Source organism: Geobacter hydrogenophilus, assembly GCF_018501225.1.
Classification (GTDB): Bacteria; Desulfobacterota; Desulfuromonadia; order Geobacterales; family Geobacteraceae; genus Geobacter; species Geobacter hydrogenophilus.
The window spans coordinates 139,565-162,315 of record NZ_JAHCZI010000004.1 but is presented as its reverse complement, the minus strand read 5'-3'; the positions used below and the strand labels follow the sequence as shown (position 1 = coordinate 162,315).

25 protein-coding genes are annotated in these 22,751 nt (G+C 65.0%); 4 read left to right on the top strand and 21 right to left on the bottom strand.

What is annotated here, in order from left to right; genetic code table 11:
* Positions 1 to 45: 45 nt before the first annotated feature.
* A complete protein-coding gene (locus KI811_RS09015; RefSeq protein ID WP_214186144.1) occupies positions 46 to 2,274 on the bottom strand; it encodes an ATP-dependent helicase in 2,229 nt (742 codons plus the stop codon).
* A gap of 247 nt (positions 2,275 to 2,521) precedes the next feature.
* On the opposite strand from KI811_RS09015, the gene KI811_RS09010 reads away from it, so the two are divergent.
* Positions 2,522 to 3,031, top strand: coding sequence for a methylated-DNA--[protein]-cysteine S-methyltransferase (locus tag KI811_RS09010; protein WP_214186143.1), 510 nt, complete (start codon positions 2,522 to 2,524; stop codon positions 3,029 to 3,031).
* Between the two features lie 65 nt (positions 3,032 to 3,096).
* Positions 3,097 to 4,086: a lysophospholipid acyltransferase family protein gene (locus KI811_RS09005; RefSeq protein WP_214186142.1), complete on the top strand. Its 990-nt coding sequence runs from the start codon at positions 3,097 to 3,099 to the stop codon at positions 4,084 to 4,086.
* Here the strand turns inward: KI811_RS09005 and KI811_RS09000 are convergent.
* The 3 genes from KI811_RS09000 to tkt are packed head-to-tail and all read right to left on the bottom strand — an operon-like array spanning position 4,083 to position 7,405.
* Positions 4,083 to 4,775: a Crp/Fnr family transcriptional regulator gene (locus KI811_RS09000; RefSeq protein WP_214186141.1), complete on the bottom strand. Its 693-nt coding sequence runs from the start codon at positions 4,773 to 4,775 to the stop codon at positions 4,083 to 4,085. The genes KI811_RS09005 and KI811_RS09000 overlap by 4 nt on opposite strands.
* 11 nt (positions 4,776 to 4,786) lie before the next feature.
* The gene (locus tag KI811_RS08995) at positions 4,787 to 5,395 is read right to left on the bottom strand and encodes a tRNA-uridine aminocarboxypropyltransferase (RefSeq protein ID WP_214186140.1); all 609 of its coding nucleotides are present in this window, start codon (positions 5,393 to 5,395) and stop codon (positions 4,787 to 4,789) included.
* Positions 5,396 to 5,398: 3 nt separating this feature from the next.
* Positions 5,399 to 7,405, bottom strand: a complete 2,007-nt coding sequence (tkt, locus tag KI811_RS08990) for a transketolase (RefSeq protein WP_214186139.1) — start codon at positions 7,403 to 7,405, stop codon at positions 5,399 to 5,401.
* Between the two features lie 82 nt (positions 7,406 to 7,487).
* Between tkt and merA the strand changes: the two genes are divergently transcribed.
* Together merA and KI811_RS08980 are read left to right on the top strand one after the other, a co-directional pair.
* A complete protein-coding gene (merA, locus tag KI811_RS08985) occupies positions 7,488 to 8,894 on the top strand; it encodes a mercury(II) reductase (RefSeq protein WP_214186138.1) in 1,407 nt (468 codons plus the stop codon).
* Between the two features lie 31 nt (positions 8,895 to 8,925).
* Positions 8,926 to 9,720 carry a hypothetical protein gene (locus tag KI811_RS08980; protein ID WP_214186137.1) on the top strand — a complete coding sequence of 265 codons (795 nt, stop codon included), beginning with the start codon at positions 8,926 to 8,928 and terminating at the stop codon, positions 9,718 to 9,720.
* Positions 9,721 to 9,727: 7 nt separating this feature from the next.
* Here the strand turns inward: KI811_RS08980 and KI811_RS08975 are convergent, their stop codons facing one another.
* The 17 genes from KI811_RS08975 to KI811_RS08895 form a co-directional block, all read right to left on the bottom strand.
* Positions 9,728 to 10,624: an NlpC/P60 family protein gene (locus tag KI811_RS08975; protein WP_214186136.1), complete on the bottom strand. Its 897-nt coding sequence runs from the start codon at positions 10,622 to 10,624 to the stop codon at positions 9,728 to 9,730.
* A 160-nt stretch (positions 10,625 to 10,784) separates the two neighbouring features.
* On the bottom strand, positions 10,785 to 11,117 hold the full coding sequence (locus KI811_RS08970) for a DUF3147 family protein (RefSeq protein WP_214186135.1): 333 nt from the start codon (positions 11,115 to 11,117) through the stop codon (positions 10,785 to 10,787).
* A 12-nt stretch (positions 11,118 to 11,129) separates the two neighbouring features.
* Positions 11,130 to 12,530 (bottom strand): NADH-quinone oxidoreductase subunit N, encoded by a 1,401-nt coding sequence (locus tag KI811_RS08965; protein ID WP_214186134.1) that lies wholly within the window; start codon positions 12,528 to 12,530, stop codon positions 11,130 to 11,132.
* Positions 12,527 to 14,017, bottom strand: coding sequence for a complex I subunit 4 family protein (locus KI811_RS08960; RefSeq protein WP_214186133.1), 1,491 nt, complete (start codon positions 14,015 to 14,017; stop codon positions 12,527 to 12,529). Before KI811_RS08960 ends, KI811_RS08965 begins: the two co-directional genes overlap by 4 nt.
* Before the next feature lie 63 nt (positions 14,018 to 14,080).
* A complete protein-coding gene (locus tag KI811_RS08955; protein ID WP_214186132.1) occupies positions 14,081 to 14,251 on the bottom strand; it encodes a hypothetical protein in 171 nt (56 codons plus the stop codon).
* Between the two features lie 82 nt (positions 14,252 to 14,333).
* A complete protein-coding gene (locus KI811_RS08950) occupies positions 14,334 to 15,443 on the bottom strand; it encodes a SpoIIE family protein phosphatase (protein WP_214186131.1) in 1,110 nt (369 codons plus the stop codon).
* A gap of 146 nt (positions 15,444 to 15,589) precedes the next feature.
* On the bottom strand, positions 15,590 to 16,006 hold the full coding sequence (locus tag KI811_RS08945) for a hypothetical protein (RefSeq protein WP_214186130.1): 417 nt from the start codon (positions 16,004 to 16,006) through the stop codon (positions 15,590 to 15,592).
* 243 nt (positions 16,007 to 16,249) lie between these two features.
* Positions 16,250 to 18,127 carry an NADH-quinone oxidoreductase subunit L gene (gene nuoL / locus KI811_RS08940; RefSeq protein ID WP_214186129.1) on the bottom strand — a complete coding sequence of 626 codons (1,878 nt, stop codon included), beginning with the start codon at positions 18,125 to 18,127 and terminating at the stop codon, positions 16,250 to 16,252.
* Complete coding sequence (gene nuoK, locus KI811_RS08935; protein WP_214186128.1) at positions 18,124 to 18,432, bottom strand: NADH-quinone oxidoreductase subunit NuoK; 309 nt, start codon at positions 18,430 to 18,432, stop codon at positions 18,124 to 18,126. Before nuoK ends, nuoL begins: the two co-directional genes overlap by 4 nt.
* A gap of 3 nt (positions 18,433 to 18,435) precedes the next feature.
* Positions 18,436 to 18,720 carry an Rv0909 family putative TA system antitoxin gene (locus tag KI811_RS08930; protein ID WP_214186127.1) on the bottom strand — a complete coding sequence of 95 codons (285 nt, stop codon included), beginning with the start codon at positions 18,718 to 18,720 and terminating at the stop codon, positions 18,436 to 18,438.
* Positions 18,721 to 18,772: 52 nt separating this feature from the next.
* A complete protein-coding gene (locus tag KI811_RS08925) occupies positions 18,773 to 19,258 on the bottom strand; it encodes an NADH-quinone oxidoreductase subunit J family protein (RefSeq protein WP_214186126.1) in 486 nt (161 codons plus the stop codon).
* Between the two features lie 126 nt (positions 19,259 to 19,384).
* Positions 19,385 to 19,831: a cache domain-containing protein gene (locus tag KI811_RS08920; protein ID WP_214186125.1), complete on the bottom strand. Its 447-nt coding sequence runs from the start codon at positions 19,829 to 19,831 to the stop codon at positions 19,385 to 19,387.
* A 256-nt stretch (positions 19,832 to 20,087) separates the two neighbouring features.
* Complete coding sequence (nuoI, locus tag KI811_RS08915) at positions 20,088 to 20,618, bottom strand: NADH-quinone oxidoreductase subunit NuoI (RefSeq protein ID WP_214186287.1); 531 nt, start codon at positions 20,616 to 20,618, stop codon at positions 20,088 to 20,090.
* A gap of 57 nt (positions 20,619 to 20,675) precedes the next feature.
* On the bottom strand, positions 20,676 to 21,101 hold the full coding sequence (locus tag KI811_RS08910; protein WP_214186124.1) for an ankyrin repeat domain-containing protein: 426 nt from the start codon (positions 21,099 to 21,101) through the stop codon (positions 20,676 to 20,678).
* Positions 21,102 to 21,220: 119 nt separating this feature from the next.
* Positions 21,221 to 22,210: an NADH-quinone oxidoreductase subunit NuoH gene (nuoH, locus tag KI811_RS08905; protein WP_214186123.1), complete on the bottom strand. Its 990-nt coding sequence runs from the start codon at positions 22,208 to 22,210 to the stop codon at positions 21,221 to 21,223.
* Positions 22,211 to 22,224: 14 nt separating this feature from the next.
* Positions 22,225 to 22,506: a DUF2442 domain-containing protein gene (locus KI811_RS08900; RefSeq protein WP_214186122.1), complete on the bottom strand. Its 282-nt coding sequence runs from the start codon at positions 22,504 to 22,506 to the stop codon at positions 22,225 to 22,227.
* A complete protein-coding gene (locus KI811_RS08895) occupies positions 22,490 to 22,723 on the bottom strand; it encodes a DUF4160 domain-containing protein (RefSeq protein WP_214186121.1) in 234 nt (77 codons plus the stop codon). Before KI811_RS08895 ends, KI811_RS08900 begins: the two co-directional genes overlap by 17 nt.
* Positions 22,724 to 22,751 lie beyond the last annotated feature (28 nt).

Genomic DNA, 22,751 nt, shown 5'->3' with positions numbered 1-22,751 from the left:
GGAAGCGAGCGTGAGCGAAGCAGGGGGGGTGATGCTCCAAAGCGATCAGACCCGCTCAAGCCCCGCAAATCTCACCAGCAGCTTCTTCGGCCCCACGGAGTTGAACCAGACGATCACCTTCTGGTCGTCCCCCTTTCCCTCGATCTTGCGGATGGTGCCGACGCCGAACTTGCCGTGACGTACCTTCATGCCGAGCCAGATGCCGCCGTCCTCGGGCTCATCGGGAATCACCTCCACGTCGTCGAAGTCGGGCTCGATCTCGGTCTCGAAGATGGCCGCCAGGTTGTGGCGCGCCGGTTCGGAACTCTGAATTTCTCGCTCCATCCCCCGTCCGGCGCTAAAACCGAAGGAGGACTGGTACTCGTCCTCCAGGTCCAGGAGGTCCCGGGGGACGTCGGCGATGAAGCGGGACGGCATGTTCACCTGGTCCTGGCCGAAGAGGCGCCGGCGGCGGGCGTTGGTGAGGACGAGCCGCTCCCGTGCCCTTGTCATACCCACGTAGCAGAGGCGCCGCTCCTCCTCCATGGCCTCGGGGTCGTCCAGGGAGCGGACGTGGGGAAAGAGCTTCTCCTCCATGCCGATCATGAAGACCACCGGGAATTCGAGCCCCTTGGCCGCGTGCAGGGTCATGAGGGTGGCCGACTCCCGCTTCCCCTCCCCCCGCTCCAGGTCCGACACCAGGGCCACCTGCTCCAGGAAGGCGGCCAGGGTCTTTTCGTCGCTGGACCGCTCGAACTCCTCCATGGCGGAGCAGAGTTCCTGGAGGTTGTCGAGGCGGTCCTGGGCCTCGTCGGTCCGCTCCTCCTTGAGCTTGGCGGCATAGCCGGTCTCGTCGATGATGCGGGAGGCCAGTTCCGACAGGGGGACTGTCCCGGCGAGGCCGGCGAAGCGCTCCATGAGGGCCATGAAGCCGGCGATCTTCCCCCGGGGGCCGGTGGTGAGGAGCCCTCCGGTGGCCGCCTCGCTGAAGGCGTCGTAGAGGATGATCCCCTTGCGGAGCGCCAGCTCCGCCACCTTGTCCACGGTGGCGTGGCCGATCCCCCGGGCCGGGACGTTGATGACCCGCTTGAGGGACACCTCGTCGGCCGGGTTCACGAGGACCTTCAGGTAGGCGAGGATGTCCTTCACCTCCATCCGCTCGTAGAACCGCATCCCTCCCACCATGTGATACGGGATGCCGTCGGCCACCATGGCGTCCTCGATGACCCGTGACTGGGCGTTGGTCCGGTAGAAGACTGCCACGTCCCGCAAGTCCCCGCCGCGCCGCACGTGCTTTTCGATCTCACGGCAGACGAAGCGGGCTTCCTCCCGTTCGTCGCTAAGACGCCGGTAGACGATGCTCTCCCCTGCCGGGTTCTCGCTCCAAAGGGTCTTGGCCTTGCGCCCCCGGTTTCTGGCCACCACGGCCCCGGCCGCGGCCAGGATGTTCCGGGTGGAGCGGTAGTTTTGCTCCAGCTTCACGGTGACCACGCCGGGGAAATCCTTCTCGAAGTCGAGGATGTTCCGGATGTCGGCCCCCCGCCAGCGGTAGATGGACTGGTCGTCGTCCCCCACCACGCAGAGGTTGCGCCGCTCCCCGGCCAGAAGCCGCACGAGCCGGTACTGGATCGGGTTCGTGTCCTGGTACTCGTCCACGAGGATCCAGCGGTACTTGTCCTGGTACCGGGCCAGCACGTCGGGGTGTTCCTCGAAGAGGCGCACCGTCAGCATGAGGAGGTCGCCGAAATCGAGGGCGTTGCACTTCTTCAGCCGCTCCTGGTAGGCGCCGTAGACCCGGGCGAGCATCTCGCCGGTGTAGTCGCCGGTGGGGATCTCCTCGGGAGGGATGCCCCGGTTCTTGCAATCGTCGATGGCGGCGGCGAAGGAGCGGGCCGGGAAGCGCTTCTCGTCGAGACCGAGGCCGGCGATCACCTCCTTGAGGAGCTTTTCCGCGTCCTTGTCGTCGTAGATGACAAAGGAGGAATCGTACCCCAGGTGGTGGATCTCCCGCCGCAGGAACCGGGCGCAGGTGGAGTGGAAGGTGGCGATGAGGGGGGCCTCCCCCGTCCCCACGAGCCGTTCAACCCGCTCCCGCATCTCGCCGGCTGCCTTGTTGGTGAAGGTGACGGCCAGGATCTGCCACGGGGGAACCCCCCGCTCGCGGATGAGCCAGGCGATCCGCTGGACGATGACCCGGGTCTTCCCCGAGCCGGCGCCGGCAAGGACCAGGAGCGGCCCCTCGCCGTGGAGAACCGCCTCCTTCTGGGGCGGGTTAAGATTTTTCAGAAGGTCCATGGGATTACCTTTTTGCAGCAGGTTGTTGAAAAACAGCCATCTCGCCGCCGTCCTCGGAAGCCGCCGTGTGCGGCGTAGCGCCGCTACGCCTCCGTGGGGCTTTCTGCGGGTGCGACGATCTGACTATTTTGGGGCCTTGGATCAACGGTCCATATTTACGGCCGGACGGAATTTAGTCAAGACTATGTTTGTGGTATAGTTGCCGGGTCAAACATCTATCCAGCCACGGATTCGAGGAGGAGCGACGATGAAACGGTACTGCACCATCCGGACACCCCTGGGCGACATGGTGGCGCTGGCGGAGGGGGACGAACTGAGCGGGCTCTGGTTCACGGATCAGAAGTACGTGCCGGAGGATGCCGGAGACCGGGGGCTCGACCCGGATTATCCCCTCTTTGCGGAACTGCGCCGGCAACTGGCCGCCTATTTCGCCGGAGAGCTCCGGGAGTTCCGCCTGCCGCTGGCACCCCGGGGGACCCCCTTCCAGATGGCGGTCTGGGAGCTTCTCCGCACCATCCCCCCGGGGACGACCACCTCCTACGGCGCTCTGGCTGTCCGCATGGCCCAGGGCCGTGGGGGGCGGATCACGTCGGCCCGGGCCGTGGGGAGCGCCGTGGGGCGAAATCCTATCGACATCATCATCCCCTGCCACCGGGTGATCGGGGCGGACGGTACCCTCACCGGCTATGCCGGCGGGCTCCAACGGAAGGCTGCCCTTCTGGCCCTGGAGAGGGGCGATGGGCTGCCGCAGGGATGATCGCGGAAGGCGCGCGATAGCGCCAACCGGTTCCCCTTCCGCGAAAACTGTGCTAGGGTGGGGACATGTCGATGGATGCACCCGAACAGGATATCACGAGTCACGAGGCAACACCCCCCCCCCACCATAACCGCACCAAGGAGGCTGTCCGCGCCATCAAGTGGCGGCTGGGGTTCGCCCTGTTCGCCCTTGTTGCAGTTCCGGTCCTCGTCCTGCCGCGCCGCCTGGCGGTGGGCCTCGGCGCGGTCGGGGGACGGCTTACCTTCATCCTTATGGGGAAGCTGCGGCGAAAGACCGTGGCGCACATCGAGAGCGCGTATCCCTTTCTCGCCACCCTGGAGGGGTGGGACCCCGCCGCCGGAACGCCGGAGGAGATCGCCCGCCGCACCTTTGCCAACATCGGCCGGACTGCCGTGGAGATCATCAAGATCTATTTCGGCCAAGGCCGGGAGCTTGTGGACCGGACTGAACTGCGGGGGCTTGAGAACTACCGGCGGGCCAAGGAGCGGGGGAAAGGGGTCATCTTCATCACCGGCCACTGCGATAACTGGGAGCTGGTGGCCCACGCCTTCGGCACCAACGCCGACGGGATGGCCGTTGTGGCCCGGCGGCAGAAATTCGAGCCCCTGACGCGGTTGCTGGAGAGGCTCCGCAACCGGCATGGCAACAGTATCATCTACGCCAACGGCGCAGCTCGGCAGATCTTTTTCCGGCTCCGGAAAAACGAGGCCATCGGCCTCCTCATGGACCAGTCAGTCCCTTTCCACGAGGGGGAGCTGGTGGAGTTCCTCGGGAAAAAGGCCTGGACCACCACCATGCCGGCCCTCATGGCGGCCAAAACCGGAGCCGCATTGGTCCCCGGCTTCGGCTACCGGGAGGGGGATCGGCATGTGGTGGAGTTCTTCCCCGAAATACCCCCCGATCCTTCCGGCGATCCCATCGCCACCACCCGCCTCCTGAATCGCGCCATCGAGCAGTACATCGCCCGTCATCCCGACCAGTGGCTCTGGGTCTACAACCGCTGGAAGCGGGTGACCCGGGAGCAGCAAGGCTAGGCCGGCCGTCTTCCGGCGGCGTTCCGCAGTTTCTCCATATCGAAAATCACCACCCGGCTCCCCTCCACCTCGATGAGCCCTTCCTCCTTCAGCTTCCGGAATGCCCGTGACAGGGTCTCGCTGACCGTGCCGAGACGCGATGCCAGTTCCCCTTTTTTCATATCCAGGTCCAGGTAGGTCTTTCCCTGGAACGCGGTGGACTTGCGCTCGGCCAGTTCCACCAGGTGGGCGGCGAGCCGGGCCGGCACTTCGGCAAAGGTGAGCTCCTCGATCTGCCGGGCGAAGCGGCGGAGCATGAGGGAGAGGGAGACGATGAGGTTCAGGGAGAAGCGGGGGTTCCGCTCCAGGAGCCCCATGAACCCTTCCCGGGGGAAGAAAACCGCTTCCCCCTTTTCCGTGGCCCGGGCCTCGGCCGGGTACTTCCCGTCGCCGAAGAAGGCCGCCTCGGCAAAGGTCTCGCCGGGGTGGACGAAGTGGAGGACCTTCTCCTTTCCGTCGGGGGACACCTTGCAGAGCTTCATGCTCCCCTGGGCCAGGAGATAGAAGCCGGCGGCCGGCTCCCCCTCCGAGAAGAGGCTCTCTCCTCGGGCAAAGGGGCGCCGCGTGGCGATGGCCGCCACCTCGGACAGGTGTTCGTTCTCCAGGCCGGAGAAGAGGAGGGATTTTTTCAGGATTTCGGCTATTTCCATGAAATGTCCTTTCAGTCGGAAGCTGTGGCGCGTCCGCCGGCTTCGAGGGTCCTCCGCACCATGTGGCGGAAAAGTTCCTCCAGGCCGGCTTGGACGGCGGGTGATTCGATGATCCCCAGGGCCCGGGCAATGGCCTCGAAGGTGGCGAGCCCCTGGGGGTGGTTCTCCCGGCGGATTCCCCATTGAGTGGGAGGTCCTTCGGGGAGTCGCACCATCTCGGCGTGGCCGAGGCCCGGGAGCCGCCGCCCCATGCGGGATGCCTGGCGCCAGGTGCCGTCCGGGACCACGAGGGTGACGGGGCGATGGTCCCGCTCCAGCAACTCCCGGGACAGGACCGGCACGTCGTCGCCGGGATAGAGGAGGAGGATCCGTCGCTCCGGGGTTGCCAGGTCGCTCAGGTCCAGGAGGGAGTCCCGCTCGCCGTGGATGCGGATCTCGCTGTTGGGGAGCGCCGCCAGGGCCAGGGGGCCGGTGGCAGTTGGCTTCGGGTATTCCCGGTGGTGCATGACGAGGACCACGCGGGTCGCCAGCTCATACCGGGGAATGGCCGGGCAGACGCACCGCTCCAGGTGCATCCGGCAACGCCCGCACCGCTCGCTTCGCTTCGATCGGGTTCCCATTATTCAGCGTCCTACGAGCTCTCTCACCCGGCGGGCCACCTGGGGCGGGGTGAAGCCGAACTCCTCGGCCAGGACCTTTTCCGGAGCCGAGGCGCCGAAGCTCTCCATGCCGATGAAGAGGCCTCCCGGGCCGAGAAGTCGCCACCAGAGGCCGCCGTGCCCCGCCTCCAGGGCCACCCGGGGGACGCGCCCCGGCAGGAGCCGGCGGCGGTATGCTTCGGGCTGGGCCAGGAAGGTTTCGAGGCAGGGGACCGACACGACCCGGACCGTCACCCCTTCGCCAGCCAGGATGTCAGCCGCGGCCAGGGCCAACCCCACCTCGGAGCCGCTGGCCATGATGACCGCGTCGGGCGTTGCTCCGCCGGAGAGGACCACATACCCCCCCTTGGCGAAGGTCTTCGCGTCCAGGGGTTCCTCCCGCACGATGGCCGGCACCTTCTGCCGGGTGAGGACGAGAGCCGTGGGGCCGTCGGTGCGGCGCAGGGCCGCTCCCCAGGCCAGGGCCGTCTCGGGTCCGTCGGCGGGGCGTATGACCCGGAGGTTGGGGATGAGCCGCAGCGACGAGAGCTGCTCCACCGGTTGGTGGGTGGGGCCGTCCTCCCCCAGGAAGAGGGAGTCGTGGGTGAAGACGTAGACCGCCTGCTGCTTCATGAGGGCCGCAAGCCGGATGGCTGGGCGGCAGTAGTCGGAGAAGACCAGGAAGGTGGCGCCGTAGGGGATGAAGCAGCCGTAGCGGGCCATGCCGTTCATGACTGCCCCCATGGCGTGCTCCCGGATGCCGAAGTGGAGGTTCCGCCCCCCGTAGTTCCCGGCGAGGACCGACGGGGAATCCACGATCCGGGTGTTGGTGGAGGGTTCCAGGTCGGCGGAGCCGCCGGCCAGTGCCGGCACCGCCGCGGCAACGGCCTGAATCGCCTTCCCCGACAGGGAGCGGGTGGCGCCGGTGCTCCCCTCAACGGCGGCCAGGAGCCGGGCCTCCAGGTCCTTAGGGACCGCTTTTAACCACATGCCGTCCCAGAGCCGGGCCTTGTCGGGGTTGCGGCGGCGCCAGCGGCGGAACTCGTCCTGCCAGGCGGCGTGGGCCGCGATAAGCTCGTCCCGGCGCTTGTCGCAGATCTCCCGCACCCGCTCCGGCACATGGAAGAGCTCGTCGGGCCAGCCGAGATTCCTCCGGGTGGCGGCCGCCTCCTCGGCCCCGAGGGGTGAGCCGTGGGCGGCGGCGGTGTCGTGCTTTCCCGGCGAGCCCTGGGCGATGTGGGTCCGGGCGATGATGAGGGAGGGGCGGTCCCGCTCGATCCTTGCCCGCCAGAGGGCCTCACCCACTTGGCCGATATCGTGGCCGTCCACCTTCTGCACGTGCCAGCCGAGGGCCGTGAAGCGGCCGGCCGTATCATCGGAAAAAGCCAGGTCAGTGGACCCCTCGATGGTGATCCGGTTGTCGTCATAGATATAAACGATGTTGCCGAGCTTCAGGTGTCCGGCCAGGGAGGCCGCCTCCTGGCTGATCCCCTCCATGAGGTCGCCATCGCTGACGATGGCATAGACCTGGTGGCCGCACGGGTCGAAGCGCTCATCGGCAAAGCGGGCCGAGGCCATCCGGGCCGCCAGGGCCATGCCGACCCCCATGGCGAATCCCTGCCCCAGGGGGCCGGTGGTCACCTCAACGCCGGGGGTGTGGCCGAACTCCGGGTGGCCGGGGGTGCGGCTTCCCCACTGGCGGAACCGCTTCAACTCCTCCAGGGGAAGGTCGAAGCCGAAGAGGTGGAGGAGGCCGTAGAGGAGCATGGAACCGTGCCCCGCCGAGAGGACGAAGCGGTCCCGGCCGGCCCACTCCGGGTCCGTGGGGGCGAAGCGGAGGTGGGAGTGCCAGAGGAGGAAGGCATAGTCGGCGGCCCCCATGGGGAGTCCCGGATGGCCCGAGTTGGCCGCTTCTACGGCGTCCACCGCCAGCATCCTGAGGGTATTGGCGCCGAGACGGGTGTCGTCGGTGGTGAGTGATGGTGCTGACATGATGGTGTCCTCCCTGACTTTTTGGTTATAGGCTTCTCAAACGGTCGTGGTCGGGTACACTGTTTCAGAAGGAGTTCCGACAATGCCCGACACATACGATCTCGTCATCCTCGGCTCCGGCTCCACCGCCTTTGCTGCGGCTCTCCGGGCCCAGTCCCACGGGGCGCGGGTCCTCATGATAGAAAAGAGCGCCCTCGGCGGTACCTGCATCAACTGGGGGTGTGTGCCGAGCAAGACCTTGATCCACGCCGCGCTATTCTATCAGGAGGGGAGGCTGGGGGCAAGGCTCGGCCTTGGAGAGTGCGGCGGATCCGTTGCCGCGGAGCGACTCATGGCCCGAAAAGACCAGGTGGTGGGGTATCTCCGCAGGACCAAATACCTCGATATCCTCCAGAATGTGCCGGGGCTGGAGCTGGTGAAGGGGACCGGCCGCTTCCTGGGTCCCGGCAGGGTTGAGGTGGGGGGACGGGAGATCCGGAGCGCACGGTTCCTCGTGGCCGTGGGGGGGGATCCCCGGGTCCCGCGGATTCCAGGGCTGGAATCGACCCCCTTTCTCACGAGCCGGGGGGCGCTCCTCCTCAAGGCCATTCCTCAGTCCCTTGTCATCATCGGCGGCGGGGTCATCGCCGTGGAGCTGGGGCAGATGTTCCGTCGGCTCGGCACCCGGCTGACGATCGTGGAGCACGGACCCCGCATCCTGGGACCGGTGGAGCCGGAACCGGCCCTGTCGGTGCGCGACGTTCTGCGGGAGGAGGGGGTGGAGATCGTCTGCCGCGCGGCGATCTGCTCGGTGTCCGGGGACGCCGCCGGGGTGCGGGTGGAGGCGGAGCGGGACGGGGAGCGGGTGAGTTTTACCGCCGAAAAGCTCCTCCTGGCAGTGGGGACTGCGCCTGCCACCAAGGGGATCGGCCTGGAGCTGGCCGGGGTGGATACCGATCCGCGGGGCTTCGTGACGGTGGACGAGCGGATGCGGACCACGGCGCCGGGGATCTGGGCCGCGGGCGACTGCATCGGCGGGATGATGATCGCCACCGCGGGCGCCCGGGAGGGGATCGTCGCGGTGGACGACATGCTGAACCCCGGCTGCGGCTGCACGTTCGATCCCCTCACGGTTCCCATGGCCATCTTCACCGACCCGGAGGTGGGGATGGTGGGGCACACGGAGGAAGGGGCGAGGGCCGCCGGATTCGACGTGGCTGTGAACGTGATGCCGGTGGCGGCAATTCCCAAGGCCCACGTGACCGGACACACGGCCGGGGTCATCAAGCTGGTGGCGGACAAGGTCACGGGCCGCCTCCTGGGGGCGCATCTGGCCTGCCACCGGGGGGCGGACATCATCAACGAAGCGGCCTTGGCCATCCGCCTGCGGGCTACGGTGGAAGACCTGGCAAATGCGTTGCATGTCTATCCTTCGATGGGGGAGGGGCTGAGGCTCTGCGCCCAGGGATTCAGCAGGGATATCAGCCGGTTGTCGTGCTGTGCCGAATAGTTGTTCTACGCGTGTCGTGACGGGGCGGACCATGGAGAAGGGCGCAAAAAGTACACACCTGGACCCTGAATTGTCACGGCGTCTCCACCGGGCCCTCACCTGCGGCAAGGAAGAGCTCTTCGAGGCCATCCTCGACTCCTCCCCCGAGGTGCTCCGGGCGGCCCTCCGGAACCCGGCCCTGGACGGCAACCACCTCCTCGCCCTCCTGGGGCGCCGGGACCTGACGGAGGAACTCCTCAAGACCGTGGCCGGCCTCGATACGGTGGCGGGGAACCATAACCTGACCGTGGCCCTGGTCCAGAATCCGGGGACCCCGGCCGGCGTGGCCCTGTCGCTCCTTCCCCGCCTCTACCTCTTCGAACTCGTGACCCTCAGCGAGCTTCCGGGGACCACTCCCGACCAGCGGCTGGCTGCGGAGCGGGCCATCATCCAGCGGCTCCCAACCACCCCTCTGGGGAACCGGATCACCCTTGCCCGCCGGGCCAGCGCGGCGGTCCTGGACGCCCTCATGAAGGAGGGGGACGTGCGGGTGGTGGAGCCGTGCCTCGCCAATCCCCGCCTCAAGGAGGCGTCGGTCTTCCAACTTGTCTCAAGCTCCCGCTCCTCCTCTGAAGCCATTGCCGCCGTGGCCCGACACCAGCGCTGGGCGAACCGTCCCAACCTGAAGGGGGCCATGCTCAAAAACCCCCGCACTCCCACCCCTCTCTTCGTCACCCTTCTTGCCGGCGCGCCGGCCATGGAGCTTCGGAACCTGGCTGCCTCGGGCCGCCTCGGGCAGGAGCGAAAGCGGCTTATCGGCGAGGAACTCCGGCGGCGGGGATTCTGACACCCTCCTACTCATACCAGCGCCGGATGACGAACGTCTTCTCTCCCCTCCCGTTTTTCTCCGCGAACCGGTCCGCAGGCACCCTCTTTCCCATCACCTCGGCCAGAACCTCCCGCAGCGGCCTCACCGCCACGCCGTCCCGCTTTCCCGGCACCGGACCGAGGCGGCTCTCGATGGTCCGCTCCCGGTCGAGGACGATGATCACGTGTCCCTTCCAGACAATGAGGTCCAGGGGCTCCAGACGCTGGCTGATTTCCTCCGCCGTGAGCCCGGCAATGGGGACCCCCCGGCCGTAGCTGGCCAGCGCGCTCGTGTTGCGGGGGGTGACGCCGTCGGTGGCCTCGTAGAGGAGCCCCGAGCAGTCGAGCCCTCGCAGCAGCCAGCGACGCTCCGTCTCGACGGAGAGTATTTTCGCCGGGGGAAAGAGGCGGACCATGTCCGGTACCCCCGCGCGGACGTTTCCTCCCCAGACGTAGCGGCTTCCCCGGCTGGCCAGGAGTCGGGCGATGATCTTGTCGCGGGAAGGAAGTTTCCGGGCACGGGGATGAGGCGTTTCGTCCGTGAGGCGCACGAAGCGGTCATCCACAAAGTAGCCCGTAGTGGTCGGGTAGGGGTAGTCGTCGGTGGTGACCCGGTGGACCACCGATCCCCCTCTGCGGAGCGTCTCCTGAACCGTAAAGGCCGTCCCCGGCAGGGCGATGAATTCCAGTTCCCGAATCTGTCCCTGGCGGTCGGTACGGACGGTTCCGCCGTCCCGGCCGCCGAAGACGCCGGGAAAATCCGGGGTATTGAGTACCGGCGCCGGCAGCACCGCCACGGCGTAACGCGGCGTTTCGGAAGCTTGAGCGGCAACAATCATCACGAGAACGAAAAAAGCCGCGGCTGCGGCCCACCACCTGTACATTGAGCTCCCTTCTTCGACCCCCCTGCTTCGCTTACGCTCGCTTCCCCCTACAAGGTAGGGGGGACTGAGGGGGGTCCTTCCCTGGGCCGACGTCCGTGCCGGCAAAATCCGTCCCCTCACGCCACCACAGTCGCCCGGCACAAAAAACAACACACAAAAATTACCTGAGAAAGTACTGGTGCATCGCAGCCCCGGCCAGCCAGACACCGAAGCTGGCCGCTAGGACCAGGGGCAGGGGGAGCTGGCGCCGGAAGAGGAACAAAGCAACCACGAAGAAGAGGACCGTCGGGATTATCCCCCAGAGGACCCCCTTCGTGTACCCCTCCATGAGCCGGTAGTCTCCCGGTGTGTCGGACCAGAGCCAGAGCAGGACGAGGAGGCTCGTGAGGGGCATGGTGGCGATGAGGCCCCCGAGGCTCGGGAAGCGCCTGCCGATTTTGGCGCAGGCGATGATGATGGCGAGGCTGATGAGGGCCTTGATGACGGTCTGCAAGGGGGCTCCGTTCTAGAGAAGGATTGCGGCGGCCAGGTCGAAGAGGGGGCCGGGCCAGATGCCGAGGATGATGATGGCGAGGGCTGCAATGCCAAGGGAGAGCGCCTCCGCAACGGTGGGGCGTTGTCTGGAGCCCGCCTCATCCGCCTGTTTCATGTAGAGGTTCACCACCACCCGCAGGTAGTAGTAGGCCGATGCCGCCGCCGTGAGGATGCCGATGATCGCCAGGGGCGCCTCGCCACCCTTGAGGGCCGCGAAAAAGATGGCGAACTTCCCCGCAAAGCCCACCGTTGGAGGAATTCCCGCCAGGGCGAGCATGGCCACGGCCAGCACCACCCCCTGGAAGGGGCGATGATAGCCGAGCCCCCGCAGGTCATCCACCTGTTCCAGCGGCGTTTCTCCCTCCAGGGAGGCAAGGGCGCCGAAGGCCGCAAGGCCCATGGCTCCGTAGGCCACGGCATAGAAGGCCGCCGCCTCGTATCCCCGTCCCCCCGACAGGAGCGCCAGGGCCACGTACCCCATCTGGGCCACGGAAGAGTAGGCGAGCATCCGCTTCACGTTGGGCTGCAGGAGCGCCGCCAGGTTCCCGACGGTCATGGAGAGGAACGCCAGACCCCAGAGGGGCGCCCGCAGGGGGCCGATCCCCCCCAGGGGAGGGAGGATGAGGAGGAAGAGGGCGATGGCTGCCCCCTTGGAGCCCGAGGCGAGGAAGGCCACCACCGGCGTCGGCCCCCCCTGGTAGATGTCCGGGGTCCAGAGGTGGGCCGGGGCAAGGGATATCTTGAAGGCGAGCCCCGCCAAGAGGAGCCCCCATCCAGCCAGGGCGATTCCCCCCCCGGCTGCCGAGGCGGCCACGGCCCGGCCGATTTCCAGGGTGCCCGTGGCCCCGTAGAGGAGCGCGATGCCGAATGCCACAAAGGCCGCCGACACGGCCCCCATGAGGAGGTACTTGAGTCCCGCTTCCCCCGATGCGGGACGGTTATGGTCGTAGGCCACCAGGATGTAGAAGGCGAAGGTCAGGGCCTCCAGCCCCAGGAAGAGGGTCAGGAAGTTGGCCGCGCTCGCCACCACCCCCATGCCGAAGGCGCCGAAGAGGACCGTGGCCGGGTACTCCTCTCCCTTCAATCCCTGCCGCGCTGCGTGGTCGTGGGCCAGGAGGAGCGACAAGCCTGCCGTCACGGCGAAAAAAGCCAGAAAGAAGCGCGCAAAGGGGGTGAAGGTAACCCCCAGGGTCGGCGGCGCCATGGGTTGCGGCGGAGCCAGAAGCGCCCAGAGGGCCGTGCCGGCGCAGGCTGCGACGCCGATGGCGGTGCCGCACCGTCCCGGCACGATTGCCCCGAGCATGAGCACGAGGACGCTGCCGCAGGCGAGGATCAGAAGAGGGATGAGGGTCCAGAGCTCGGTTGTGGTCATGGCGCCGTCCCCGTTAGGAGCGCCACCGGCACCTTGAGGATATCGAGGAGCGGCTTCGGATGGACGCCGATAGACACGCCGATCAGCGCCAGCACCGCCAGAAGCGCCCCCTCCCGCAGGGTCACGTCCGGCAGTTGCAGGGGCTGCCGTTCTGTCTGGAAGAGCACCTCCTGCACGAGCCTCACCGTGTAGATGAGTGGCAGCACGATGCCGATAAAGGCGATGGCCGCTGCCGCCGGCGTAGTCCGGAAGACCCCCGCGAGGATCAGGAACTCGCCCGTGAAGTTGTTGAGCCCCGGCAGCCCCGCCGAGGCCATGGCGAAAAGGAGAAAGAAGAAGGCGAGCTTGGGCGCTTTCCCCCACACCCCGCCGTAGGCGGCGAGCTCCCGCGTATCGGTCCGCTCGTCCAGCATTCCCACCAGGGCGAAGAGGGCGCCGGTGGTGACGCCGTGGTTCACCATCTGGAGGATGGAGCCCGACAGGGCCACCGGGCTCCAGGAGGCGATCCCCAGGGCCACGAACCCCATGTGCCCCACGCTGGAATAGGCCACCATCCGCTTCATGTCCTCCTGGGCGTAGGCGATCCATGAGGCGTAGAGGATGCCGACGACGGCCAGCACGGAGAGGAGCGGCGTAAACCCTCTGGCCGCCTCCGGGAAGAGGGGGTAGCCGAAGCGGACCAGCCCGTAGGCCCCGGTCTTCAGGAGGAGCGCCGCCAGGATTACGCTCCCGGCCGTGGGGGCGTCGGTGTGGGCATCGGGGAGCCAGGTGTGGACCGGGAAGAGGGGGAACTTGATGGCGAAGGCCAGGAGAAAGGCCCCGAAGAGCCACGGCGCCGCGGCGTGGGCAATGGGGGCCTTGGCCAGGAGGGGGAGGGCGAAGGTGTAGGTGCCGGTGGCGTCGCCATGGATGAGGTAAACCCCGATGATGGCCAGGAGCATCAGGAGCGATCCCGCGAGGGTATAGAGGAAGAACTTAACCGCCGAGTAGATGCGGCGGCCGTGCCCCCAGATGCCGATCAGGAAGAACATGGGGATCAGCATCACCTCCCAGAAGAGGTAAAAGAGGACGAGATCGAGGGCGAGGAAGACCCCCATGATTCCGCTTTCCATGAGGAGGATGAGGAAGTAGTGGAGCGCGGTCCGCTCGGTGACGGCGCGCCACGACACCGCCATGGCCACCACCGTGATAAAGGCCGTGAGCGCCCCCATGAGGAGGCTGATCCCGTCCATCCCCAGGAGGTAGCGGATGCCGAACCGCTCGATCCAGGCCGCATCCTCCCAGAGGAAATACCCTGCCGGCGCCCCCGGCGCCGTCGGCATCCCCGGGGCGGTCACGAGGAGCCATCCGGCCAGGGCCAGTTCCGCCACGGCAAACCCCAGGGCGATGGGGCGAACCGCTGCCCGGCGGCTCCAGACCGGTGCCAGACAGAGGCACCCCGCCAGGGGGAGGAAGATGAGGATTGTGAGGATCGGGTAAGAGGTCACGATTGCGTACCTGTTTTCTGCAGTTCAGCACGGCGCCGAGCCTTTGTCTTCTCCCCACCGTCGTCACAGCTCATCGCGGAAGCGAATCAGGAGATAGAAGCAGGCGCAGCAACCCGCCGCCATAAGGATATCACGCAGCCACGGAATCGGCTTCTCCAGCATGGAATAAATGAACGGATCGAGCAGGGCGCTCGTCAGGAGCCCGACGGCGCCCCACGAGAGGAGCTTTTTCACGAAGTACCTTTCAACGTCAAAGTTTTCCGGCCAAACCACGTCTTCTTCGTGCCAGCAAGGGGTGCTTCTGTCGCTATCCCGGTCAGGGAAAACGAATTTCGAGCAGGGTCATGTCGTCATCAAGGCGCACCCCGCTGGAATACTTCAGCAAAGCCTCGTGCAGCCGCTTGAGTACGATCTGCTCCTCCGGGTATCCCTGTGAGCGCAGGATGCCGAGCAATCCTTCCGTTCCCAGCATGCGCCCGCTGGCACTGCTGATTTCGACGGCCCCGTCGGTGAACATCAGCAGGGAGTCCCCGGCTGCACACGTAAAGTCACTTTCATCGTAATCGACGTTGTCGATCATGCCGAACGGCAGCCCGTGAGCCGGCACCTGTTCTGCCCTGCCATCGGCCCGCACCAGAAGGAGAGGCGGCCCGCCGGCAGATACGATCCGCATGCTCCTTTCCGCCGCGTTCAGGATGCCGCAGACAGCGGTGGCAAAGGACTCGTCATGAACGACCCTGCACAGTTCGCCGTTCAGGATGCCGGCAAATTCCGCCGGTTGCCTGAGGAGCTGGTAGTGACGGCTCCAGAGCGAGCTCAGGTGCATGGTGTAAAGGGCGGCAGCAACGCCGTGCCCCATCACGTCGGCGAGGAGAAAGCCGTAGTGGTCGGCATCCAGCTGGCGGATGGCGAAATAGTCACCGCCGATCATGTCGTAGGGAAGGTAGAAGGGGGAAAAGCTGAACCGGCTGTCCTGCGGCAGATTGTGATCCAGGGAGAGGGTCTGAATCCGCTTGGCCCGCTCCAGATCCGCAAACGGTTCCGAAAAATCGAGGAAGGTTTCTATCCCCCCGATCACTTGCCCGTTTTCATCATGGAGCGGGGCAACGTACACCGCCATCGGTTTGCGCTCTCCGGTTCTGGTTTGGCCGATGACGATGACGGGAGCACTGCTCGCCTGGTCGGTGACCATGCAGCGATACAGAGGGCAGAACTCCTCGCCACACAGGCTGCGGCCGTCCTTGTCCACGTGGCTCAGGATGTTGTCCATGCATTTTCGGCCAACCACGTTCTCCGGGCTCCAGTTGGTGATCCGCTCGGCGGACTTGCTCCAGTAAACGATCCGGCGGTCGGTATCACAGACGTACAGTCCTTCGTTCACGGAGTCCAGGATCGAAAGCTCGATCGGGAAATCAGTCATCAGCATAGGTACCCTCCGCCAGGGGCGCGGCATTCGAAGGCCGGTGCATCCAACGAGAGCAGGGCGCACGGCGAAGCGAAGCGGAGACCGCCTGCTGCTCCGGGCTTTCTACCGGCGCAGGTTTGTCGTGGCCTTGTTGTGAGCTCTCTTCCTTAATAAAGTTGTTCGGGATTTCCCGGCAAAATCTCGATTATAGTTCCCGTCGGAGTTCCTTCTCTATTGTAATTTTGAATCTGCCCTGTCTTTTCATCAAGAAACAGGTTACGACAACCGCTCTCCCATTTGCTGGTGTTCCAACTGGAGCAGAGCTGGCCTTCGTCAGTGATCTTCCAAGTACCGGAGACTCGCCCGCCAGCTTCGCCCGTCCCATACACGGTTCCTGTTTCCTTCCAGAACACGACGATCTTATTTCCTTTTTTGGTAATGAGGCGCGTGGTGTTACCAATAATCGTTTTCCTGATCTCGGTTGCAGAAAGTTGTTTTCCGGTCGGTTGTTCAGCAAGGGCAGGTGATCCTGCCAATACTAAAATGTAGATCATCAGTCCTGCCAACCCGAGTATTCCTTTCATGATAATGTCTCCTTTTGGATGAAAGACACCAGAAACACAGCCGGAGCATGGCTTGCGAATGCACCGACCAGTGCGACAAGGCTAAAGGTAATGCTCCATGCCTTGATGGTACGACCATCGAAATCATCGATGACCTTTTGAATGTGCAGGTACTCCCCGCGTGCGTGAACCGGTGATCTTCCCAAATGGAATACTTATCCCGCAGGTTGGCACCACCAGCGTCGTCCAAACTGTTGTGGTCCCCTAGCCTACCCATCCCCACGCGAGCCACCCGAGGATCAGCGCCAGTCCCGCCGCGAAGCTGAGGAGGTAGACCGACACCCGCCCACAGTTCCACCGCGCAAGCCCTTGGCCCGTCTTTCCCAGGCCCTCGGCCAAACGATCGAGGGAATCGTCGATCACCCCTTCGTCCACCCGGCGCCAGAGGAAGCCTGACAGCGCTTCGTAGGGGCGGATGAAGAGGAACCGATAGAAATTGTCCGCGTACCAGCCGTTCAGGAGGAAGGCGGTGATCCCCCGGGGTTCCGCGGCGGCCGCTTCGATTCGGGCCGTGCGCCGTATTCCCCCGTAGCGGAGGTGGGCTGCGGCGAGGCCGGCGAGGGCCACGAGGGCGGCGGTTGCCTCCACGGCCATCTCCTCGCCGTGGGAGAGGTGGGCCGTCTCTTCGGTGAGGGCCGTGGCCAGGAAGCGGCCGAGCCAGCCGTCGGCCAGAAAGGCGGGGAGGTGGATGAACCCTCCGAGAAGCCCCAGGATCGCCAGGGGGAGGAGCATCGTCTCCATGATCCGGGGGGTATGGTGGATCTCCTTAACCCCGTCGCCGCCGAAGACCAGGTAGACCATCCGGAAGGTGTAGAAGGAGGTGAAGAGCGCTGCCGCAAGCCCCAGGGCGAAGAGTCCGCCGTAGAGGAGGCCCCCCTTGGCCCAGACCGCTGCCAGGATGGCATCCTTGCTGAAAAAGCCGCCGGTGGGGGGAAGCCCGGCCAGACAGGCTGCCCCGGCCAGGAAGGCCCAGAAGGTGACCGGCATCCGCCTGCGCAGCCCCCCCATTTTGAAGATGTCCTGCTCGTGGTGGAGGGCCGTGATGACGCAGCCGGCCCCCAGGAAGAGGAGCGCCTTGAAGAAGGCATGCTCCAGGAGGTGAAAGGTGGCGGCGGTGACGGCGCCGGCCCCGACCCCGAGCATCATGTAGCCGATCTGGCTGATGGTGGAGTAGGCCAGGACCCGCTTGAAGTCCCGCTGCACCAGGGCGCACGAGGCGCCGTAGAAGGCGGTGACCGCGCCGGTGACGGCCACGGCCGCCATGACCACGGGAGCCGCGTCGAAGAGGGGCGACATCCGGGCCATGAGGTAGATCCCGGCGGTGACCATGGTGGCGGCGTGGATCAGGGCCGACACCGGCGTGGGGCCGGCCATGGCGTCGGGGAGCCAGACCATGAGCGGCACCTGGGCCGATTTCCCCATGGCCCCGGCCAGAAAGAGGAGCCCCAGTGCGGTGATGACCCCAACGGGCATCAGGAACCCCATCTGGTTGATCTGGCTGATGGATTCGGTCCGAAAGAGTTGGAAGCACCAGACGATGCCGATGCCGAAGGCGGTGTCGCCGATGCGGGTCACGATGAACGCCTTGCGGCCGGCGGTGGCGTTCTTGGGGTCGTCATACCAGAAGCCGATGAGGGCGTAGGAGCAGAAGCCGACCCCCTCCCATCCCAGGTAGAGGAGCGGCAGGTTCTCCGCCAGGATCAGGACCAGCATGGCGAAAACAAAGAGGTTCAGGAGGGCGAAGAACCGGGCGTAGCTCGCGTCTTCGGCCATGTACCCCACGGCGTAGAGGTGAATCAGGCCGCAGACGAAAGTGACCATCACCATCATCACCAGGGAGAGGGGGTCCAGGTAGAGGGTAACAGGGGCGGAAAAATCGAAGTCCGCCAGCCACGAAGCCAGCTCCACCGTGACCGGGGCCCGGTAGGCCGCAAAGGCCAGGGCCGCGCAGGCAAAGGCCCCCCAGACCGCGGTGCAGGCCAGGGCCTCGCACGCGCGGCGGGGGAGTTTGCGCCCTGCGAGGGCGTTGACGGCGCCTCCCAGGAGCGGCAGGAGAAGTATGAGAGTGAGGTAGAGTTTCATCCCTTCAGCTCGCTGAACTCGTCGGCATCCACCGTACTCTTGCGCCGATGGAGGTAGACCACCATGGCCAGGGCCAGGGAGACCTCGGCCGAGGTGAGAGCCATGATGACGAGGGAGAAGACCTGGCCGTCGGCCATTCCCCATCGGGCCGCCCCTCCCACGAAGGCGAGCATGGCGGCGTTGAGCATCACCTCGATGCCGATGAGAAGCATGATCAGGTTCATCCGCCAGACCAGGACGCAGACGAGCCCCAGGGCAAAGAGGATGCCGGCCAGGATCAGGACGTGCTCAAAGGGGACGATCATAGGTCACTTGTGAGTGGCATCCTTGACCGCATCTTTGGTTTTGTCGGCAGCCTTTTCGACCGCCTCTTTGCTTTTATCGACGGCCTCGCCCACCTTTTCACCGGCCTTCTCGACAGCCTCCTTGCTCTTTTCAGTTGCCTTGCCAAGTCCTTCCCCGGCCTTTTCCACGGCCTTGTCAAGCTGTTTTCCCGCCTTCTCGGCCGCACCTTCCTCCTTCTTCTTGCACCCGACCGCGGACATCGCCACTACTGCAGCCAGCAGAACAACCATTCCCTTGAGATGTTTCATGCCATTCCTCCTTGTTGATATGCACCGTGCCGCCCGTTCGGCACGAGTGTTCCTATCGCTTCCGTGCCAGGTAAAGCGCCCCGACGAGCGCGAAAAGGAGTTGCATCGAAATGACTTCCACCGCCACGCCGTACTTGCCGAAGAGGGCCAGGGCGAACTCCTTGACGCCGATGGCTTTTCCCGGTGCCGAAATCGCCGGAGCGCGGGAGACGACGAGTGCCAGGGCCGACGCCAGGGTCACGGTGCCGAGGGCAAGGGCCGGCCACCACTCTCGGATGCCGGGAAGCCGGGCCCGCTCCGGATGCCCCAGGTCGAGCATCATGATGACGAAGAGGAAGAGGACCATGATGGCGCCGGCGTAGATGATCACCTCGAAGATCGCCACCACCGGCGCCCCGAGCAGGAAGAAGATCACCGCCAGGGCGAAAAACGAGGTGACGAGGTAGACGATGGCGTGCACCGCGTGCTTTTCCGTGATGGCGAAGGCGGTGCCCGTGACCGTCACGGCGGACAGGATGTAGAAGAGTGCCGATTCCATATCGGATAAAATCTACCATACCGAGGGTAAATTGCAGAAAAAAAGGGGCCTCTCCCGGCGGTTTTCTGCCGAGGAGGCCCCATGCGTCCATTCCCCCTGGAGGGAATTTCAATCCGGCATGCTGTTTTACTTGTAGTAGCCCACCGCGCAGACCTGGTCGTCCACCCTTGTCACGAAGCTCACCTTGGGCACCGGGTCAGTGCTCCCGGGACGGGGCCACATGTAGGAAACCTCGCTGATGGTTCCCTCCTTGGCAACGGCGTACATCTCCTCCCCGAGGGGCTTGCCTGCCTTGTCCTTCAACTCTTTAAGGCTTTTCCCCACCAGTTTCGGATGGGCGGTGAAGTTGCCGTCGGCCCCCCCGCAGAAGGGATAGAGATCCCGGTCCTTGAAGCCCCCTTCTCCCTTGGTGAACTTGGCCAGGGCGTCGGCCTTGTTGGCCTTGATGGCGGTCACGGCCCGCTCAAGCATGGCCTTTGCCTCTGCTGCGGTCCCGAAATCTCCGGCCAGGGCCTGGGATGCCACGGCAAGGGTTGCCATGACCATGACGGCGAACAGACGGATACGATTCATGCGACTCTCCTTTCTCTTCCTGAGATAAAGCCCCCTGTTGGGCGTAAACCACGGTGTCTGCCTGCAAATTTTAAACGCATTATTCCTCGGTCGCTATGTATCGTAACACCTAAATATCATAAGGATAGGCAGATGTAAACCATTGTTTCATTTTCGTGTGATTGCTGTTGGCGTGACGCGAGGATGGCGTACGGAAGAGAAGGGAGGGGGGTGAGATCGATCCGATGTCAGGTGCCCAGACTGGAAAGAGGGGGTGTCACGGCATGAGCCCCCGCGCATCAACCGGTTCCTCCTCCCGCTCCCCGGCGCCCCGTGGCTGGGCGACGCCGATGCCGGCATGGCGGTAGAAGTTGTAGGCGGGGTCCTTGCCGCAGCCGTCGATGAGGAGGTCTTCCTTCTCGTAGACCAGTTCCATGATGTCCCGCTCGCAGATTTCGTAGTCGGGGGTCATCTGGATGGCGAGGGTGGGGCAGGCCTCGGCGCAGAGGCCGCAGAATATGCAGCGGGAGAAGTTGATCCGGAACCACCGGGCGTACCGGCGGCCGTTCCCGTCCTCGGCCGCCTCCATGGAAATGCAGTCCACGGGGCAGGCGGCGGAGCAGAGGTAGCAGGCCACGCACCGCTCGCCCCCGTCGGGGTCACGGGTGAGGACGATCCTCGCCCGGTAGCGGGGGGCGGGGGTCCGCTTCACCTCGGGGTATTCCACCGTGACGCTCCTGCGGAAGATGTGCTTCCAGGTGACAAAGAGTCCGGTGGCGATTGCTTTGAAGTCGGTGATGATGGGCATGGTCGCAACAGAGGGGCGAGGCATCCCCCGCCCCTGCGGTAACGTCTCCTCGCGGGATCAGGCGTTTCCAGCCTTGGCCCGCTGGGCCTTCGTTATCAGATCCAGGGTGTCGGGGTGTCCGTTCGCTTCCGCATAGGTCAGGGCGGTGTTGCCGAGCTTCATCTTGGCCAGGGGGTCGGCGCCGGCCGTCAAAAGGGTTTCCACGCACTCGTTGCATCCGTAGTTGGCCGCCAGCATGAGGGGGGTATGCCATTCAATGTCTCGCGGGTCCACTTCAGCCCCCGCCTCCAGCAGAGTCTTGATGGCCGCAGCCTTGCCGTTGGCCGCCGCGTAGTGCAGGGCCGTCTTCCCCTTCTCGCTCCGTGCTTCCATGTCGGCGCCGCGGTTCAGGAGATCTCTGATCGTCTCGGCGTCCCCTGTCTTGGCCGCCTCGATGAGCGGCGTATGCCCATGCTTGTCTTTGGTATTCACGTTCTCAACCATGACACGTCCTCCTTTGAATGAGTTCACTTCTCCGGGACAATGACCAATGCGTGAGTAATACCTTGATGCGTGCGGACTACCCGTTCCCCTCCTTTCCGTGGAAAATGTTCGGCGCTCCGTTAGCGGAGCATCAGTATCCAGCCGGTGACAAGAATGTTGACCAGCGCCAGCGGCGTCAGCACCTTCCAGCCCAGGTGCATGAGCTGGTCATAGCGAAGCCGCGGCAGCGTCCCCCGCATCCAGATGAAGAAGAAGGCGAAGGCGAGGGTCTTCACCGAGAACCAGGCGAAGGGGGGGAGCCACGGCCCGTGCCATCCCCCCAGGAAGAAGGTGGTGGCCAGCCCGCCAAGGACGATGATGTTGATGTACTCCCCCACGAAGAAGAGGCCGAAGCGCATCCCCGAATACTCGGTGTGGAACCCGGCCACCAGCTCCCCCTCCGCCTCGGGGATGTCGAAGGGGATCCGCTTGCACTCCGCCGCGATGCTGATGAGGAAGATCGCGAACGCCAGGGGCTGATAGACGATGAACCAGATCCCCTCCTGGGCCCCCACGATGTCCGAGAGCCGGAGCGACCCGGCCAGCATCACCGTCGGCACCAGCGACAGCCCCATGGAAAGCTCGTAGGAGATGAGCTGGGCCAGCCCCCGAATAGAGCCCAAAAGCGCGTACTTGGAGTTGGACGCCCACCCCCCCAAGGCCACACCATACACCGCAATGGAGGAGAGTGCCAGAAAGAAAAGGAGCCCCACGTTCAGGTCCGCCACCTGGAGCGGCACCTCCCTGCCGAAGAGCTGTAGCGGCGCCCCGAAGGGGATCACCGCGAAGGTGAGGATAGCCGGGATCGCCGCCATGGCCGGGGCCAGGTAGAAAAGCCACTTGTCGGCCCCGGCGGGTCGGAAATCCTCCTTGGTCAGGAGCTTGATGAGGTCCGCCAACGGTTGCAGGAGTCCAAACGGCCCCACCCGGTTCGGCCCCTTCCGGTCCTGGATCCAGGCCAGAATCCGCCGCTCGGCGAAGACCAGGTAGGCCGCCAGGGTCAGCACCACGAAGAAGATCAGGGCGATCTTGGCCAGGTGGATGGCTATGTCGAGGGCTATCGGTGACATTCGGTGCGTTCTTCCTACGAAGCCTCTTTCATGTAAGGAAGCTGGAAGTTGCCCGCCACGATGCCCGGCACCGTTATGTCCTCGTCCAACTCTTCCCAGCGCAGTGCATACCCGTTAAGCCTGAGGGCGACATTCTGCAGCTGTTCGTCCGTGGCCCGCGAAAGAATTTTGAACCGGTCCGCCGGAAAGCCGATAATACGTCCGTCGGTAAGTTCCAGAAAGACGGTCCGCTTCTCGACCCATACCCGGATGGCAGCGGGTTCAGGTATTTCGATGCTATTAGTGGTGGTATTCATAGTATTTCTCCTTGAGGTAGACCTGGTGCTCAAAGACCAGCCGTTCTATTGCCCGCACGACTAAGGGCGGAACACCCTTGTTACGGGCAAGCACGATAGGGTCGAGCCAGAATTTGCATTCCCCTTCGGGCGTTTCAACATGAATGTGCGGCGGCTCGTTCCGTTCGTCGGAATAGAAATGGAAGCGAAAGGAGCCTATTCTCAAGATGGTTGGCATGGTGGCAAATCCTTTTGGACATCAATAA

Coding starts and splice junctions, on each gene's coding strand:
- KI811_RS09015 (WP_214186144.1), bottom strand. CDS start 2,274: ATGGACCTTCTGAAAAATCTTAACCCGCCCCAGAAGGAGGCGGTTCTC.
- KI811_RS09010 (WP_214186143.1), top strand. CDS start 2,522: ATGAAACGGTACTGCACCATCCGGACACCCCTGGGCGACATGGTGGCG.
- KI811_RS09005 (WP_214186142.1), top strand. CDS start 3,097: ATGTCGATGGATGCACCCGAACAGGATATCACGAGTCACGAGGCAACA.
- KI811_RS09000 (WP_214186141.1), bottom strand. CDS start 4,775: ATGGAAATAGCCGAAATCCTGAAAAAATCCCTCCTCTTCTCCGGCCTG.
- KI811_RS08995 (WP_214186140.1), bottom strand. CDS start 5,395: ATGGGAACCCGATCGAAGCGAAGCGAGCGGTGCGGGCGTTGCCGGATG.
- tkt (WP_214186139.1), bottom strand. CDS start 7,405: ATGTCAGCACCATCACTCACCACCGACGACACCCGTCTCGGCGCCAAT.
- merA (WP_214186138.1), top strand. CDS start 7,488: ATGCCCGACACATACGATCTCGTCATCCTCGGCTCCGGCTCCACCGCC.
- KI811_RS08980 (WP_214186137.1), top strand. CDS start 8,926: ATGGAGAAGGGCGCAAAAAGTACACACCTGGACCCTGAATTGTCACGG.
- KI811_RS08975 (WP_214186136.1), bottom strand. CDS start 10,624: ATGTACAGGTGGTGGGCCGCAGCCGCGGCTTTTTTCGTTCTCGTGATG.
- KI811_RS08965 (WP_214186134.1), bottom strand. CDS start 12,530: ATGACCACAACCGAGCTCTGGACCCTCATCCCTCTTCTGATCCTCGCC.
- KI811_RS08950 (WP_214186131.1), bottom strand. CDS start 15,443: ATGCTGATGACTGATTTCCCGATCGAGCTTTCGATCCTGGACTCCGTG.
- KI811_RS08945 (WP_214186130.1), bottom strand. CDS start 16,006: ATGAAAGGAATACTCGGGTTGGCAGGACTGATGATCTACATTTTAGTA.
- nuoL (WP_214186129.1), bottom strand. CDS start 18,127: ATGAAACTCTACCTCACTCTCATACTTCTCCTGCCGCTCCTGGGAGGC.
- nuoK (WP_214186128.1), bottom strand. CDS start 18,432: ATGATCGTCCCCTTTGAGCACGTCCTGATCCTGGCCGGCATCCTCTTT.
- KI811_RS08930 (WP_214186127.1), bottom strand. CDS start 18,720: ATGAAACATCTCAAGGGAATGGTTGTTCTGCTGGCTGCAGTAGTGGCG.
- KI811_RS08925 (WP_214186126.1), bottom strand. CDS start 19,258: ATGGAATCGGCACTCTTCTACATCCTGTCCGCCGTGACGGTCACGGGC.
- KI811_RS08920 (WP_214186125.1), bottom strand. CDS start 19,831: ATGAATCGTATCCGTCTGTTCGCCGTCATGGTCATGGCAACCCTTGCC.
- nuoI (WP_214186287.1), bottom strand. CDS start 20,618: ATGCCCATCATCACCGACTTCAAAGCAATCGCCACCGGACTCTTTGTC.
- KI811_RS08910 (WP_214186124.1), bottom strand. CDS start 21,101: ATGGTTGAGAACGTGAATACCAAAGACAAGCATGGGCATACGCCGCTC.
- nuoH (WP_214186123.1), bottom strand. CDS start 22,210: ATGTCACCGATAGCCCTCGACATAGCCATCCACCTGGCCAAGATCGCC.
- KI811_RS08900 (WP_214186122.1), bottom strand. CDS start 22,506: ATGAATACCACCACTAATAGCATCGAAATACCTGAACCCGCTGCCATC.
- KI811_RS08895 (WP_214186121.1), bottom strand. CDS start 22,723: ATGCCAACCATCTTGAGAATAGGCTCCTTTCGCTTCCATTTCTATTCC.